The organism is Clostridium pasteurianum (assembly GCF_001705235.1).
GTDB lineage: Bacteria > Bacillota > Clostridia > Clostridiales > Clostridiaceae > Clostridium_S > Clostridium_S pasteurianum_A.
On record NZ_MCGV01000001.1, the window covers coordinates 1,274,528 to 1,291,843 of the forward strand.

At 29.8% G+C, this 17,316-nt stretch carries 9 protein-coding genes; 5 read left to right on the top strand and 4 right to left on the bottom strand.

All coding sequences use genetic code 11. The annotated features are described in order from the left end of the window. Window positions 1-152 precede the first annotated feature (152 nt). The 5 genes from BEE63_RS05585 to BEE63_RS05605 all read left to right on the top strand — a co-directional run bounded on the left by BEE63_RS05585 (window position 153) and on the right by BEE63_RS05605 (window position 4,399). Window positions 153-896: an alpha/beta fold hydrolase gene (locus BEE63_RS05585; RefSeq protein ID WP_066020438.1), complete on the top strand. Its 744-nt coding sequence runs from the start codon at window positions 153-155 to the stop codon at window positions 894-896. A gap of 262 nt (window positions 897-1,158) precedes the next feature. Beyond that, entirely contained in the window at window positions 1,159-1,425 is a 267-nt protein-coding gene (locus tag BEE63_RS05590) for an alpha/beta fold hydrolase (RefSeq protein ID WP_066020439.1), read from the top strand. 107 nt (window positions 1,426-1,532) lie between these two features. Further along, window positions 1,533-2,273 carry an alpha/beta fold hydrolase gene (locus BEE63_RS05595; RefSeq protein WP_066020440.1) on the top strand — a complete coding sequence of 247 codons (741 nt, stop codon included), beginning with the start codon at window positions 1,533-1,535 and terminating at the stop codon, window positions 2,271-2,273. Window positions 2,274-2,334: 61 nt separating this feature from the next. Then, window positions 2,335-3,075 carry an alpha/beta fold hydrolase gene (locus BEE63_RS05600; protein ID WP_066020441.1) on the top strand — a complete coding sequence of 247 codons (741 nt, stop codon included), beginning with the start codon at window positions 2,335-2,337 and terminating at the stop codon, window positions 3,073-3,075. 319 nt (window positions 3,076-3,394) lie between these two features. Continuing rightward, window positions 3,395-4,399: a ketoacyl-ACP synthase III gene (locus BEE63_RS05605; RefSeq protein WP_066020442.1), complete on the top strand. Its 1,005-nt coding sequence runs from the start codon at window positions 3,395-3,397 to the stop codon at window positions 4,397-4,399. Window positions 4,400-4,697: 298 nt separating this feature from the next. Here the strand turns inward: BEE63_RS05605 and BEE63_RS22305 are convergent, their stop codons facing one another. From BEE63_RS22305 to yjeM, 4 genes are all read right to left on the bottom strand, one after another. Beyond that, on the bottom strand, window positions 4,698-5,531 hold the full coding sequence (locus BEE63_RS22305; protein WP_066020443.1) for a methyl-accepting chemotaxis protein: 834 nt from the start codon (window positions 5,529-5,531) through the stop codon (window positions 4,698-4,700). A 621-nt stretch (window positions 5,532-6,152) separates the two neighbouring features. Next, on the bottom strand, window positions 6,153-7,952 hold the full coding sequence (locus tag BEE63_RS05615) for a motility associated factor glycosyltransferase family protein (protein ID WP_066020444.1): 1,800 nt from the start codon (window positions 7,950-7,952) through the stop codon (window positions 6,153-6,155). 79 nt (window positions 7,953-8,031) lie between these two features. Beyond that, complete coding sequence (locus BEE63_RS05620) at window positions 8,032-15,582, bottom strand: hypothetical protein (RefSeq protein WP_066020445.1); 7,551 nt, start codon at window positions 15,580-15,582, stop codon at window positions 8,032-8,034. Window positions 15,583-15,785: 203 nt separating this feature from the next. Continuing rightward, window positions 15,786-17,288, bottom strand: a complete 1,503-nt coding sequence (gene yjeM, locus BEE63_RS05625) for a glutamate/gamma-aminobutyrate family transporter YjeM (protein WP_431732476.1) — start codon at window positions 17,286-17,288, stop codon at window positions 15,786-15,788. Window positions 17,289-17,316: the final 28 nt, after the last annotated feature.

Genomic DNA, 17,316 nt, shown 5'->3' on the forward strand with positions numbered 1-17,316 from the left:
GTAATTAATGTTAGTATATATCATATGTATAACAATAATACTTTTAACTTAAATAATTAACTATATTGTCTAATATAGTTAATTATATTATAATTATAAATAAATGCTTTCAATATTTGTACTTGATGGAATATATTAGGGAGGTGTTTTAAATGTTAAATTATATTCAAATGGGAAATAAAAAAAGTCCAAAAACTTTACTGTTCATTCATGGAAGCGGCTGCAATTATAAAATTTTTGGTGAAGTATATAAATACTTAACTGATTACAATTGCATACTGATAGACCTTAATGGACATGGAAAAAGTGAAGGTAAATGTTCTCCTACTGTAGAGGGTTATATCGATAACGTAACAGCTTTTATAAAAAGCAGCGAAGTAATTAAAAACGAACAAGATATTACTATAATAGGCTACAGCATGGGCGGGGGCATAGTTCTTGGAGTAGCATTAAAAAAATTACCTAATGTAAAAAAAGTTGTAGTTTTAAGCGGAGGAGCCAAATTTACTAAATTAAAAGATAGCGAACTTATGAAAAAATATCATAAAACTAATGAATTAGATATGAATCTTACTATTCAATGCTTTACAGCTAACAAACCAACTCCTTTAATTTTAAAATACGTTGACACATTAGAGCAGGATCCTAATGTAACAATAAATGATTTAACTGCCTGTGAAAAATTTGATATATCTAATCAAATAAAAAATATTGATATACCTGTTAAAATTTTTGTAGCAAGAGACGAAATACTTGTCCTTAAGGAATATGCTGATTTTGTTAATACTCAAATTAAAGATTCCATATTAACAGTTTTTGAAAACGGAAGGCATTTCTTACTTGTTTCAAAAGGTAAAGAAGTAGCAAAAGAAATAAATAGTTTTATATCCGATTAAACTGGAATATACAAGGGGCTGTCACATTATTTAAATTTAATATAGCAGCCCCACCATCAACTTCATTAAACAGCTATTAATATGTAGATGTTTAAAATGTTAAATTATTTTCAAATAGGAAATAAAAAAAGTTGTAGTTTTAAGTGATTCTTCAAAATTTGATAAAGCAAAGGATACTGAAATCCATCAAACTGGTAAACTAGACATAAACCTTTTATATAACTGCCTTGGCAATCAAGACAATCCGTTAACCTCTAAATATGTGAAAGCACTCGAATCAGATTCAAAAATAATAATAAACGATTTAACCATTTGCGAAAATTTTGATTTTTCTAATGAAATTAAAAATATTGATACACCCGTTAAAATTATTGTAGCAAAAGATGAAATACTTGTATTCCTTGAATATGCTGAACGAGATAATTGTAAAATTAAAAATTCTATACTTCCAATTTTTGAAAGCGGACGACACTTTTTATTAGTTGTCAAAGGTAAAGAAGTTGCAAAGGAAATATCCGCTTTTATATGAGATTTATAAATAGCACTTATATCAATACAGTCATCTTGTAGTTTTAAATTTTATATATTATTTGCAAAAAACTGCATTAAATAAATTTCAATAAAGGAGACTTTTTTATGTTAAATTATGTACAAGCTGGGAATAATAAAAGTTCAAAAACATTACTATTTATACATGGAGCCGCTTCAAATCATAGAGTCTATGGTGAAGTTCAAAAATATCTTGAAGATTATAACTGCATACTAATCGATCTTAATGGTCACGGTGATAGTAAAGGGCCTTGCTCTCCTACCATTGAAGGATATATTGATAATGTAACAGATTTTATAAAAAATAGTGATGTAACCAAAAATCAAAATGACATCACTATAATAGGTTATAGTATGGGCGGTGCAACTGTTCTTGGAATAGCATTAAAAAAATTACATAATGTAAAAAGAGGTGTAGTCATAAGTGGCACATCTAAATTTAATAAATTAAAAGATACTGAATTTATAAAAAAAATTTATGAAAAACATGAATTAGACCGTGAATGCTTACGCAAATATATTGGAAATCAATCTAATCCATTAGCTATTAAATACGCACATCTTGGAGAATCAAATCCAGAACTATTGATGAACAATTTGGTAGCATGCTCAAAATTTGATATATCTGACAAAATAAAAAATATTGATATACCAGTTAAAATTCTTATATCAAGAGATGAAAAGCTTGTACTACTAGAATGCGCTGAACGGGATAATTCTAGAATCAAAAATTCTATACTAACAATTTTTGAAAGTGGAATGCATGTTTTGCCTATTATAAATGGTAAAGGAGTGGCAAAGGAAATTGCTGCTTTTATATCAGATTAATCAATTACAGCACTATGCTAGAAACTAAATCATACAAATTTTAATAAAGGAGATATTTTATATGTTACATTATGTGCAAATAGGTAATAAAAAAAGCGCTGATACTCTACTCTTTGTACACGGAAGTGGTAATACCTATAAGATTTTTGGAGAAGTTTATAAACACTTAACTAATTACAATTGTATCCTTATAGATCTTAATGGTCACGGTGAAAGTAAAGGTGAATGCTCCTCTACTCTGGAAGGATATGCAGATAATGTTATAGATTTTATAAAAAATAGTAACTCAACTAGAAATCAAAATAAAATCACCCTAATAGGATATAGTCTTGGTGGTTCAATAGTTCTTAGCATAGCATTAAAAAAATTGCCTAATATAAAACAAGCTATAATTATAAGCGGTGCATCTAAATTTGATAAATTAAAAGACATTAAGGCAATGAAAGAACTTCATAAAAGCGGCAAAATAGATATAGATTTCTTTAATAAATGTATGAGTAATCAGCCTAATCCGCTAGTTTACAAATATATGCATATATCAAAATCAGATCCAAAAGTATCAATAAATGATTTAGCAATATGTGAAAATTTAGATATATCTAATAAAATTAAAGATATTGATATACCTGTAAAAATTATTATAGCAAGAGATGAAATATCAGTGCTTTTAAAATATGCTGAACGTGATAATGCTAAAATTAAGAATTCCACATTAACAATTTTTGAAAATGGAAGGCACTTTTTATTAGTAGTACATGGCAAAGAAGTGGCGAAAGAAATCGCTGGTTTTGTATCTGGTTAAAATCAAATCATACATAACATAACCAATAATAAAGTTAATTCTTACAATATATTAAAAGTCTTATTAATGTAGAAAATATTTTATAAAACCTTTAATATGTATGATTATAGAATAAGTAATATCTAAATTAAAAATAAATACAAATGCTATATATAGTCAATTGCATCTCCTATTTTACAACATTATTTTACATATAGTTCAAAAATTAGTTGATATTTTATTGAACTATATGTAAAAGTATGTTACAATATATATACAATTAGGTAATTTTTTATAATTAATGGTATTTTCTAATTGAATAGTGATAGAGGTGTAATAAATGAAAAATCATAATGCTGTTATTAAAGATATTGCTTATTATCATCCTGACAACGTGGTAGATAATGAGTACTTCATAAAACACTTTGATGCACAAGGTGTAGATATTAGGCATTTATTAAAAAGCTTTGGTAGAAGATCACGTTACCTTTCAAATGATCCTAATGAGAACGTATTAACCATGGGTGTTAAAGCATCTCAAATTCTGCTTAAAAAAGTTAATATCAATCCAAAAGAATTAAATTTAATAGTTTTTTCGTCAATAACTACAGAATATTTTTGTCCAACCACAGCAGCCAAAATTCATGAATTTATTGGTGCCGGTCAAAAATGTTCTGTTTATGATTTAAACGCCGATTGTGCAGGCATGCTTGTAGCCTTAGATCAAGTAAGTCACTGCATGAGAGATAATTCTCTTTTAAAATATGCACTTATAATTGGTTCAGAACAAATAAGTAAATACGCAAAATTCAATGATCCTATACCTTATGCAAACTTAGGTGACTGCAGTTGTGCAATTATTTTAGAAAATACATCTAATACAGATAGTGGATTTATAGATTCCGATTCATATACAAATACATGTATGCATGATAAAGTTGTACTACCTCCTAAAGGAACTTCTTCCCTTATTAATAATAAAAACATTAAAGAAGAAGACAAGTTAATACAATGGTTACCTGCCAGCTTAAAAGGTGCGTTTAATAGTGCTATAATATCAATAAATGAACTACTTTCTAGAAACAATCTTACTACAAATGATATAAAAAAATATTTTTTGTCACAATTTTCTCAAAAAAGTATTGTGAAAATGTGCAATCAGTTAGGTGAAGATATTAAAAAATTTGCATACATTGGAGATGAATTTGGTTATACTGGTACAACAAGTCCACTTTTAGCATTTGCAAAAACCGTTGAGGAAGATGAATTAAAAAAAGGTGATTATGTTTTATTTTGGACGGTAGGATCTGGATTTACTTGCAAATGCATATTATATAGATATTAATTTAACACTTTATTCTAGCTAAATTAAACTGTACATGTTCATATCTAAAAAAGTCCTAGCTATATAAAAATTAATAAATCAATACATTTTTACAATTACTTAATTCCTTCTTTACTAGAAATAAAACCAATCATACACTTCAAATTAGCTTTATTCCTAGTAAAAAGGAAGTGCTCACAACAACAAAAAGCTTATCCCTGCAACACTTCCTCTTATTTTTCAATTTTAAATTTTAATAAAAATAAAGTATTATTTTGTATGTAACCTAATCATTAAAAAATACTTATTGCAAAAACTACTATAACTTTTCTGTAAGTTTCAGCAATCTTTCAGCTGATTCATTAACGTTTTCACTAGTTGATGATAATTCTTCTGCTTGAGCCGCTTGATTTTCGCTTGCATTTGTAAATGTACTTATAAATTTCAACATAGAATTTATATCATCTTTAATTGTTCTCAAACTACTACCAATATCAACAACCGAAGTCTTACTTTGCGTCGCAAGCTTACGTATTTCCTGTGCAACAACATTAAATCCTTTGCCTTGATCACCTGCACGTGCAGCTTCTATAGCGGCATTTAACCCCAACATATTGGTTGTATTTGAAATTTGTGTTATATATTCCAAAATATCATCCATCTTTTTTATTCCTTGTGACGATTTATTTGCTAATTCACTTATACTATGGCTATTTGCGGATAACTCTTCTGCTGAACCTGCCATTTCTTGGGCAGAGGCTGTTAACTGCTCTGCAAATCCTTTTAAATTATTTGCCATTTCAACAATATTGCACTCTCTTTCCTGTGAGACTGAATAAACTAATGTACCTAAAGCATTCCCTGTACTTTTATTAATGATAGGTATAACTGTACTAATTACAGGAAATCCAAACGTTTCTTTAGGAAACTTTTTTACTATAGTAGTTCTAGTATTTATAGCTTTTGATGCTGCCCCATTGTCAGGAAGTTCTTGCCCATTTACTACATTAACCTTAAAAGTTTTTGGTTGCTTAACCAGCAAAAATCTTTCCTTATCCGTTAATAATACTACTGGATCAGAAGTAAAAAGAAGTGGCAATATGTCAAACACATTTTTTATTGATTGAAAATATTCATCATCACTTAACTCCATATTCATTCACCCCAATCAATTTTTGTTACATCCCTAATTTTTTATTTACATATACTTACTTAAAAGTATACTACATACTCTATTATATATTAATATGGCATATTTTACAATAATCAGTTGTATATATAATTTATTGTAAGTACTACTTAATTTTTTCTACATTTATATTTATATTTATATTTATTAAATTTCAATACACTATATGAATATATTTTTTTGATTTATTGTTTCAGAAATTTTTATAATTGCCAATATATTTATTTTTTCTAACAAACGTGATATAAAAATTATTACAGTAACATTAAACATATATGTAAAGAATTAAATTAATATTCTAAGAAATTTGTCTCTATTTTAAATTAATTCGCAAAAAAACTTCTACAGCCACCACTCTATCTGTTAGCTATCTTATTTGCTCCCTTTCGTTGGCTCACTCGTAAACGGGTCAATATATTCTTTTATACTTATTTGTTTTGAGATTGTCAGTCGTTTTCATTCTATCATAGGTTTTTTTCTGTTCAGAGCTAAAGCCATTTTATCCACTGGTATAGCCAGTGGTTTTCAACGCAATTTAAAAAGCTATATCTGCACTAAATGCTAATATAGCTTTCTTATTATTTTCTACTTCCCTTTTATCTCCTCAATACATCCCTTAATGAGTTCAATTATCCTATTCATAGACTCCACATACAAACTGCAAACCTCCTTGTTTCTAAGGGCATATTTAATACCTCTTTGTCTTGGGCTATCACTTGAATTTTCAACTAATTCCCTATCATTAACAATCTTTTTAAGTGGAGAAAGTGCAAGTATATTTATAAGAGAATTTATATGAGTTTTTCCTTCAGACACTTTGTCAATTTCTGAAAATTCACTTACTGCTTTTCTTATATCTATTTTCATATTTCCCTTATTAAATTCATATATTTTTTTGCACAGTTCAATTCCTCTTTCATATTGAGACCTAGTAAATACAATTTCTTCTTCAATTTTCATAAGTTCATGTACTACTTTATATTTGTCAATTTCTTCTTGCGGCGTATACGACTTTTTCAAAATTTCAAAAGCTCGTATATCTTCTTTACAAAGTTTCTTTAGGGTTTCTTCTAATGGTGCCACTTTAATACCCTTTATTTTAGCTCCACCTTCAGTACAATTTATAAAATTAACTTGGTTATTAAGTGCTATATATTTTTCCAGCCATTCCTTAAAATTTTGAAATGACAAATTGCTTAAAACCTTTTTACCATAATTGCCTTCTACATAAAACATATCATTTCTGTTATCAACATTATTATATTCATATTTAGAACCCGAAAAATCATCATGCACCTTATTATCTGTAAATGCAAGATCCTGTCCAATAAACAACACATTTTTACACCCTGTATAGACAGCAATCATTGTACATAGATGAGCAACTGATGATACACTCAAAAACTTTTCATATCTATTTTCAGTTATCTTGTTCATAAATTCATTTAACAGTACAGTACAAAACATATTACTTCCATCTAATTTCCTTACAGTTTTAGGATTAGCATGTTCAGTACTTATAAAAAATAAACCTTTATCAAAAGAATTTTTAGTAAATTCATATACTATATCTAGACTATCTATTATACAAACAAAATGTGGTATTATTCCTTCAGACCTCATATAATCTAAATTTCTAGCTCCTGTGATAACCACTATCTTATCATTATATTCCTTTAAATAATGCAAATTTTTACTTAATGAAGGTCCAGAAGAAACCACAACAGCAGTCTTACCCTTAAACACATTTTTTATATTCCTAATATCATTTGCTTTAATCATATATGGTATATTACTAAAAGTAGCTTTAAGTATGTTTTCTGATATAATATCAAGTGTGTTTTTGTTTACAATAGCATTATTAAACGCTTTTTTTACTCCCTCAATACAGCAGTTTACAAATTGCTCGTCAATTTCCCTGTATCCGGGACAAATTATTACATCCACAGCATTTGAAAAAAACAAACTCTTTATATTACTTTCAAAAACATCATCTACGCTGTTTGCATCACAAAGTTCAATGTTTATATTATCATTATTTAGTACATCACACATATCGCTTGCACTTAATGCACAGTCTAATATTGAAGTATTGTTTTCTAATACTATAAGCTTACTGCCCCCTATAGAATCTAAAATTTTTCTTACACAGTTCCCCATTCCAAAGCCTATTAATATGTATACCTTATTATTGTCTTTTATTTTACCTGCAAATTCATCTATTCTTTTGTCTTCATAGTCAAAATATAGCAATTTTCCACCCTTCTCTAAAACTCCAACATTGCCATTTTCAATTTTAATTCTTTCACCATCATCTTGCCCTAATTTTATATCTATTTTGTGCTTTTTCTTTAATAAAGCTACGTTATTGCTATGAAACTCCATTTTAACACCTCTTATATTTAGTTTACAATATGGAGAAAGAATTGACCATATAAAGATCAATTCTTTCCCTAGTCAAATCCTATTGTTCAGTCTTGAAGTAAAATCTATATTGATTATTTATATTTTGATCAACATTCAATATTGGATTACCTTCAACATCTGTTACGCCCTTTATCACTACTGTATATATTTTACCTTTCTGAAGTACATTTGCATTTGGTTTTATTATTATATTCTTTTTGTTCCAAGGCTCACTTACAGAATATGCACTTTCAGATATTGGCGTACTGCTTCCATATTCATATATTTTCACTGTATCCTGAGACACATTACTAAGTCCATCTTCTTCATCACTATATCCAGCATCTACAATGAAGCCACCATAACTTCCATCTGTTTTTATGTCCGTTATTAATGCTCCAGCATCTATAGATGAACCTGTATTGTTTACACCTGAATCACTTTTATTTATTGTGAGCTTTGGTGCCGGTCCTGTTGTAAAATTTACAGTCTGTGGATTACTTACTATATTTCCTGATGCATCTGTTACATTTCCTACACTTAACTTATATACACTATTTGACATAAAGTTAGCCAAATTAAAGCCAGACATTGAATTTACTATTATCTTATCCTTTCCATTTCCATTAGGATCACTATCATCTATAAATTCTATTCCCTTATTACCATATCTATCCTGCTGTGATAAATCTATAGTTACTTCTCTTCCTGTATCCTTATCTATTCGAGTTAATTTCACAAGATCATTTGCCAAATTTCCTATTCCTGCATATACAGAACTTCCTGCTGCATTTTTCTTTATAACATCTTTATCGTTAAACTCTATAACTATACTGTTGTCATTATAAGATACATTCTTATCTCCATCTTTTACTTGCGTAAGTGAATATAAATTTCTATAATAATCACTTGCAGTATAAAATTTACTTATACTTGGTGCCAATGTATCCTCTGTTTGAAAATAGAATCTATATTGACTGTTTACACCATTATCTTGATTTTGTATTGGATTACCTTCCTCATCTGTTACGCCGTTTACTACAACTGAATATATCATACCTTTTTGAAAGCTGTTTGCAGTTGGTTTTATTATTATCTTATTTTCATTCCAAGACTCACTTACAGAATATGCACTTTGAGGAAGCGGTGTATTACTGCCATATTCATATATCTTTACTGTGTCCTGTGATACATTTTTGAGTCCATCACTCTTATCACTGTAACCTGCATCCACAACAAATCCACTGTAACTTCCATCTGTTCTTATATCTGTTATTAATTGTCCTGCATTTATGGATGATCCTGAATTAGTTACTCCTGAATCGTCCTTATTTATTGTAAGTGTCGGTGCCGGTCCTGTTGTAAAGTTTACCTCCTGTGGATTACTTACTACATTTCCTGACGCATCCGTTATATTTCCTACACTTAGCTTATACACACTATTTGGCATGAAGTTAACCAAATTAAAGCCAGACATTGAATGCACTATTATTTTATCTTTTCCATTACCAATTGAATCACTATCATCTATTAATTGTACTCCTTTATTGCCATATCTATCCTGCTGTAATAGATCGATAGTTACTTCTCTTCCTGTATCCTTATCTATTCTTGTTAATTTTACAAGATTATTTGGTAAAGTTCCTATTCCTGCATATACAGAGCTTCCTGCTGCATTTTTCTTTATAACATCTTTATCATTAAACTCTATAATTATGCCATTATCGTTTTGATGTACATTTTTTTCATTATTATTAAGCTCATTCTGGTCATTTATATAACTTCCTTGAAAATTATCAAAAGTATAAAATTTATTTATACTTGGTGCTGCTGTATCTCCAGTCTGAAAATAAAATCTATATTGATTGTTTGTGCCATTGTCAGTGTTAGTTATTGGATTTCCTGCACTATCTGTTACTCCGTTTATTACTACCGAATATATTTTATCCTTTTCAAGTTTATTTGCAGCTGGTTTTACTGTTACTTTCTTCTTATCACTTGAAAGATTTACAGTATAATCATCTTGTGAAAGAGGCGTATTACTTCCATATTCATATACCTTTACTGTATCCTGTGATACGTTCTTAAGTATATCATCCTCATCACTGTAACCTGCATCTACAACAAATCCACTGTAACTTCCATCTGTTCTTATGTCTGTTATTAATTGTGCTGCATTTATAGATGATCCTGTATTAGTTACTCCTGAATCGTCCTTATTTATTGTAAGTGTCGGTGCCGGTCCTGTTGTAAAGTTTATCTCCTGTGGATTGCTTACTACATTTCCTGATGCATCTGTTAAGTTACCTACACTTAACTTATACACACTATTTCCCATGAAGTTAACCAAATTAAAACCAGACATTGAATTTACTATTATCTTATCTTTTCCATTTCCTTTAGGATCACTATCGTCTATAAGCTCTATTCCCCTATTACCATATCTGTCCTGCTGTGATAAATCAATAGTTACTTCTTTTCCCGTCTTATTATCTATCCTTGTTAGTTTTACAAGATCATTTGGTAAAGTTCCTATTCCTGCATATATAGAGCTTCCTGCTGCATTTTTCTTTATAACATCTTTATCATTGAACTCTATTACCAAATTATTGTCATCAATTCTTACATTTTTATCTCCATCTTTAATAACACCATCTTCACCATATAGATGTCCATTACCACCCCAGCCTTCATGAATTTCACTTATACTTGGTGCTACTGTATCTGCTGTTTCAAAGTAAAATCTATACTGATTGTTTGTACCATTATCCGTATTATTTATTGGATTTCCCACACTATCTGTTACTCCATTTATTACTACCGAATATATTTTATTCTTTTCAAGTTTATTTGCAGCTGGTTTTACTGTTACTTTCTTCTTATCACTTGAAAGATTTACAGTATAATCATCTTGCGAAAGAGGTGTATTACTTCCATATTCATATACCTTTACTGTGTCCTGTGATACGTTTTTAAGTATATCTTCTTCATCGCTATTGCCCGCATCCACAACAAATCCACTGTAACTTCCATCTGTTCTTATGTCTGTTATTAACGCTCTAGCATCTATGGATGAACCTGTATTGGTTATACCTGAATCATCCTTATTTATTGTAAGTGTCGGTGCCGGTCCTGTTGTAAAGTTTACCTCCTGTGGATTACTTACTACATTTCCTGATGCATCCGTTATATTTCCTACACTTAGCTTATACACACTATTTGGCATGAAGTTAACCAAATTAAAGCCAGACATTGAATGCACTATTATTTTATCTTTTCCATTACCAATTGAATCACTATCATCTATTAATTGTACTCCTTTATCACCATATCTATCCTGCTGTAATAGATCGATAGTTACTTCTCTTCCTGTATCCTTATCTATTCTTGTTAATTTTACAAGATTATTTGGTAAAGTTCCTATTCCTGCATATACAGAGCTTCCTGCTGCATTTTTCTTTATAACATCTTTATCATTAAACTCTATAATTATGCCATTATCGTTTTGATGTACATTTTTTTCATTATTATTAAGCTCATTCTGGTCATTTATATAACTTCCTTGAAAATTATCAAAAGTATAAAATTTATTTATACTTGGTGCTGCTGTATCTCCAGTCTGAAAATAAAATCTATATTGATTGTTTGTGCCATTGTCAGTGTTAGTTATTGGATTTCCTACACTATCTGTTACTCCGTTTATTACTACCGAATATATTTTATCCTTTTCAAGTTTATCTCCAGTTGGTTTTACTGTTATTCTTTTCTTATCATCTGACAGATTTACAGTATAATCATCTTGCGAAAGAGGTGTATTACTTCCATATTCATATACCTTTACTGTATCCTGTGATACGTTCTTAAGTATATCATCCTCATCACTGTAACCTGCATCTACAACAAATCCACTGTAACTTCCATCTGTTCTTATGTCTGTTATTAATTGTGCTGCATTTATAGATGATCCTGTATTAGTTACTCCTGAATCGTCCTTATTTATTGTAAGTGTCGGTGCCGGTCCTGTTGTAAAGTTTATCTCCTGTGGATTGCTTACTACATTTCCTGATGCATCTGTTAAGTTACCTACACTTAACTTATACACACTATTTCCCATGAAGTTAACCAAATTAAAACCAGACATTGAATTTACTATTATCTTATCTTTTCCATTTCCTTTAGGATCACTATCGTCTATAAGCTCTATTCCCCTATTACCATATCTGTCCTGCTGTGATAAATCAATAGTTACTTCTTTTCCTGTCTTATTATCTATCCTTGTTAATTTCACAAGGTCATCTGATAGATTTCCTATTCCGGCATATATAGAGCTTCCTGCTGCATTTTTCCTTATAACATCTTTATCATTGAACTCTATTACCAGATTATTGTCATCAATTCTTACATTTTTATCTCCATCTTTAATAACACCATCTTCACCATATAACTGTCCATTACCGCCCCAGCCTTCATGAATTTCACTTATACTTGGTGCTGCTGTATCTGCTGTTTCAAAGTAAAATCTATACTGATTGTTTGTACCATTATCCGTATTATTTATTGGATTTCCTACACTATCTGTTACTCCATTTATTACTACCGAATATATTTTATTCTTTTCAAGTTTATCTCCAGTTGGTTTTACTGTTATTCTTTTCTTATCATCTGACAGATTTACAGTATAATCATCTTGCGAAAGAGGCGTATTACTTCCATATTCATATATCTTTACTGTATCCTGTGATACATTTTTGAGTCCATCACTCTCATCGCTGTAACCTGCATCTACAACAAATCCACTGTAACTTCCATCTGTTCTTATGTCTGTTATTAATTGTGCTGCATTTATAGATGATCCTGTATTAGTTACTTCTGAATCGTCTTTATTTATTGTAAGTGTCGGTGCCGGTCCTGTTGTAAAGTTTACCTCCTGTGGATTGCTTACTACATTTCCTGATGCATCTGTTAAGTTACCTACACTTAACTTATACACACTATTTCCCATGAAGTTAACCAAATTAAAACCAGACATTGAATTTACTATTATCTTATCTTTTCCATTTCCTTTAGGATCACTATCGTCTATAAGCTCTATTCCCCTATTGCCATACCTATCCTGCTGTGATAGATCAATAGTTACTTCTTTTCCTGTCTTATTATCTATCCTTGTTAATTTCACAAGGTCATCTGATAGATTTCCTATTCCGGCATATATAGAGCTTCCTGCTGCATTTTTCCTTATAACATCTTTATCATTGAACTCTATTACCAAATTATTGTCATCAATTCTTACATTTTTATCTCCATCTTTAATAACACCATCTTCACCATATAACTGTCCATTACCGCCCCAGCCTTCATGAATTTCACTTATGCTTGGTGCTACTGTATCTTCTGTTTCAAAGTAAAATCTATACTGATTGTTTGTACCATTATCCGTATTAACTATTGGATTTCCTGCTTGATCTGTCACTCCATTTATTACCACTGAATATATTTTATTCTTTTGAAGTGCATTTGCAGTTGGTTTTATTAATATATTCTTTTTATCTTCGGTTAGACTTACTTCATATGAATTCCTTTCTATAGGCGTGATGCTGTCTTTCTCATATATCTTTACTGTATCCTGTGATACATTTCTAAGCTCACCTTTATTAGCATAAGTATAGCCTCCAAGCTCTGCTTCATCCCTACCATAAGTATAATCTCCACTTACAACAAAACCACTATAGCTGCCATCTACATTTACATCAGTTATCAATTTTCCACCATCAATTGATGATGCAGTACTTTTTATATTGGATTTGTCACTGTTTAGTGAAAGTATTGTAGCTGGATCTGTTGTAAAATTAATCTCCTGTGGATTACTTAAAATATCACCTGATGAATTAGTTATATTTCCTATAGTTAATTTATATTTACTATTTAAATTAAAGTAGCATACATCTTCCCCATCACTCAAAGCATTATTATTTATTATTATTTTATCATGTCCATTTCCCATAGCACTAGTATCATCTACTAATTGTATTCCCTTATTTCCATACGCATTGTATTTTGTTAAATCTACTAATACTTCTTTTCCAGTAACATTATCTATTCTCGTTAATTTTATTAAATCATTTGGTAAATTTCCCACTCCTGCATATACTGAGCTTCCTGCTGCATTTTCCTTTATAACATCTTTATTATTGAATTCTATTACCAAGCTGTTTGAATCCCACTGTACATTTTTTTCTCCATCATAAATAACTTTTGTATCCTGTACACTTCCTAAATAACTTTGTGCTATACAGACATTATTTACACTTGGCGCTACTGTATCTACAGTTTTAAAATAAAATCTATACTGATTGCTTATAGCATTATCCTTATTTATTATTGGTGTGTCTTCTCCATCTGTTACTCCACTTATTACTACTGAATATATCTTATTCTTTCGAAGAGTATTTGAAGTTGGTTTTATAGTTATTTGCTTCTTATCGTTTGACAGATTTACAGTATAATCATCTTGTGGAAGCGGTGTATTACTGTCATAATCATACATTTTCACTGTATTCTGTGATACGTTTTTAAGTATATCATCTTCATCACTATAACCTGCATCCACAACAAATCCACTGTAACTTCCATCTGTTCTTATATCTGTTATTAGTTGTCCTTCATTTATAGATGAACCTGTATTGGTTACTCCTGAGTCATTTTTATTTACTGTAAGCATAGGCGCTGGTCCTGTTGTAAAGTTTACAGTCTGTGGATTACTTACTACATTTCCTGATGCATCCGTTATGCTGCCTACACTTAACTTATACATACTGTTTGCCATAAAGTTAACCAAGTTAAATGAAGACATTGAATTTACTATTATCTTATCCTTTCCATCTCCATTAGGAGCACTATCGTCTATGAATTCTATTCCTGTGTTTCCATATATATCTTGCTGAGTTAAATCTATTTGAACTTCTTTTCCTGTATTTCTATCTACTCTTGCTAATTTTATAAGATTATTTGCTAGAATTCCACCTCCTGCATATATAGAACTTCCAGCTGCATTTCTTTTTATGACATCCTTATCATTAAATTCTATTACTAAGCTATTATTATATTGAGTTATATTTCTATCACCATTTTTAACAATATCATATCCATATACCTTTCCATTCCAACTATATCCTGTATAAATTTGATTTATAGTAGGTGGCTGTTTATCCTCGACTTCAACAGTATTATTAAAAAGAATATTCTGTTTTAAACTCTTTTCTTTTGCATTTTTTGCTGCAAGCACAGGAGCTTTTGAAGTACTTTTATTTTTAACGGTTTGTAACGAATTAGTCTGACTTTTTTCATTACTATTCTTTATACTATCTTGCACTTTATCTTGTGGTATGTTTATAACATCACCTGTAGTATTTTTAGTGTTCCTATTATCTTTTAAATTTCTAGTTTTACTTTTATCTTTCTGTTCAGAAATAACATAATTATTACTATTATTATTTTTCTTAACTATATTATATATAGGAGTAAACGCTAAAGAAGATACTTGCGTAGCTATGTATGAAGTGGACATACCAATGCTGTATATTTTTTTCCAAATGTGGCTGAATCTTGCCATTAATAATCATCCTCTCATAAATATTCCATAAAAATCCTCAATATTATAATCGTAATTGTTAATAAAAAGTTAACACTATTTAGAAACATAATTAAAAGTAGTGTACACAATCCATAATTATTTTAAAAATTATTTATAATAGTATATAAAAAAATTGTAGAAGTCATTAATCCTTCTACAATTATGTATATTTGTTATAAATATTATTTTATTTTCTTTTCATATCTACCATACATAATAAGCGCAACTACAGAGAAAAACACCGGCCCAATTATCATCCATAGAGTAGATTTTACATCTGGTTTATCTCCTAATACTGGTTCTATTATGGTAAATACATTCGCAAAGAATACTACTATTGCTACTATAACAGCCGCAGTAGCACCACTTTTATAAGTCTTAAATATCTCAAATGGTTTTTTAATTTCTTTTTTCTTCTTAAATCCTATAAATGCAATAGCTATAAACATATACGGTATGGTCATAGCAACATTTGTCATAAGAACAATGTATGAGAAAAACTGTGAAACTCCACTTCCTCCAAAAGAAATAATAGCAATAAACGCACATACTATTATACCTTGTATCCACATAGCATTTTTAGGTACACCATCCTCATCAACTTTTCCAATAACTTCAGGCCATAATTTATTAGGTGTTCCTTCAATTAGCTGCTTTAAAGGTGTATAAATAAGGGTAAAATATGCACCTAAATATGATAAGAACATTGAAAGTCCAACTATTCTTGCAAAAATTTGACCTAAGGTGATTGAAGCTGCTTGTCCTACTCCAAGACTTGAGCCTATTGAATACCCTAAATTTTGCATTATTATATATGTTATATTAGCTAAATTAACACTGCTATCATCGCCCAGAACTTTCCAATTCAAAAATGTACCACATAAAAATATACCTACAGAATATCCTATAGCTATAAATATTGCAGATACAATCATACCTTTAGGAAAAGTTGTTTCTGGCTTTTCAGTCTCATCAACCAATCCTCCTACTGCCTCTATACCGCCATATGCAAATACTGCAAATACTAAAAACGACAGTAAATTCATTAAAGAATTATTTGAAGTATTTGGTGAATAAATAAATGTTTTTATTGAGGTAATTGGCTCTGCAAGTTTTCCTCCATGCAAAATTAGAACTAAAACTGCACCCACAAGCAATACAACATTCAAAAGTGCTACAGCCGTTCCGCCAATAGAAGTTACTTTACTTATTTTATCTAATCCCTTTGAAGCAACAAATGTTACTATGAGGACAAATAGAATTGCAAGTATCCCAAGTATTTGAGTTCCTGTAAGCCCTAAAATAGAAATCTTTCCTGTAATATCCTTACCAAATATTAAATTTGAAAGTGGTATCCATATTTCTGTTGCCACACTTACCATCCAAATTACGTATGAAGCATACCACATGAATGTTCCTACAAATGCAAATTTTGCACCCACTGATTTCTCCATCCACGAGTATATTCCGCCCTTTTCATCTTTAAATGCTGCACCATATTCAGCTATTATAAATGCATATGGTATAAAAAATGCTAATCCAGATAATATATACCAAGGGATAGCTGCATATCCCATTTTATAGAAAGCTTTAGAAATATTATTAAAACCAAAAACCGAAGTAAATACCATTAGTACTAACGGTATTAACGTTAACTTTTTTTTGCCTTTCATTTTTGCACTCACCTATCTATAATTTTTTATTATTTTGCAT

What these genes read in the sequence shown, in the direction of transcription:
- BEE63_RS05615 (WP_066020444.1), bottom strand. Translation starts at nt 7,952, where the DNA reads ATGGAGTTTCATAGCAATAACGTAGCTTTATTAAAGAAAAAGCACAAA.
- BEE63_RS05585 (WP_066020438.1), top strand. Translation starts at nt 153, where the DNA reads ATGTTAAATTATATTCAAATGGGAAATAAAAAAAGTCCAAAAACTTTA.
- BEE63_RS05600 (WP_066020441.1), top strand. Translation starts at nt 2,335, where the DNA reads ATGTTACATTATGTGCAAATAGGTAATAAAAAAAGCGCTGATACTCTA.
- BEE63_RS05595 (WP_066020440.1), top strand. Translation starts at nt 1,533, where the DNA reads ATGTTAAATTATGTACAAGCTGGGAATAATAAAAGTTCAAAAACATTA.
- BEE63_RS05620 (WP_066020445.1), bottom strand. Translation starts at nt 15,582, where the DNA reads ATGGCAAGATTCAGCCACATTTGGAAAAAAATATACAGCATTGGTATG.
- BEE63_RS22305 (WP_066020443.1), bottom strand. Translation starts at nt 5,531, where the DNA reads ATGGAGTTAAGTGATGATGAATATTTTCAATCAATAAAAAATGTGTTT.
- BEE63_RS05605 (WP_066020442.1), top strand. Translation starts at nt 3,395, where the DNA reads ATGAAAAATCATAATGCTGTTATTAAAGATATTGCTTATTATCATCCT.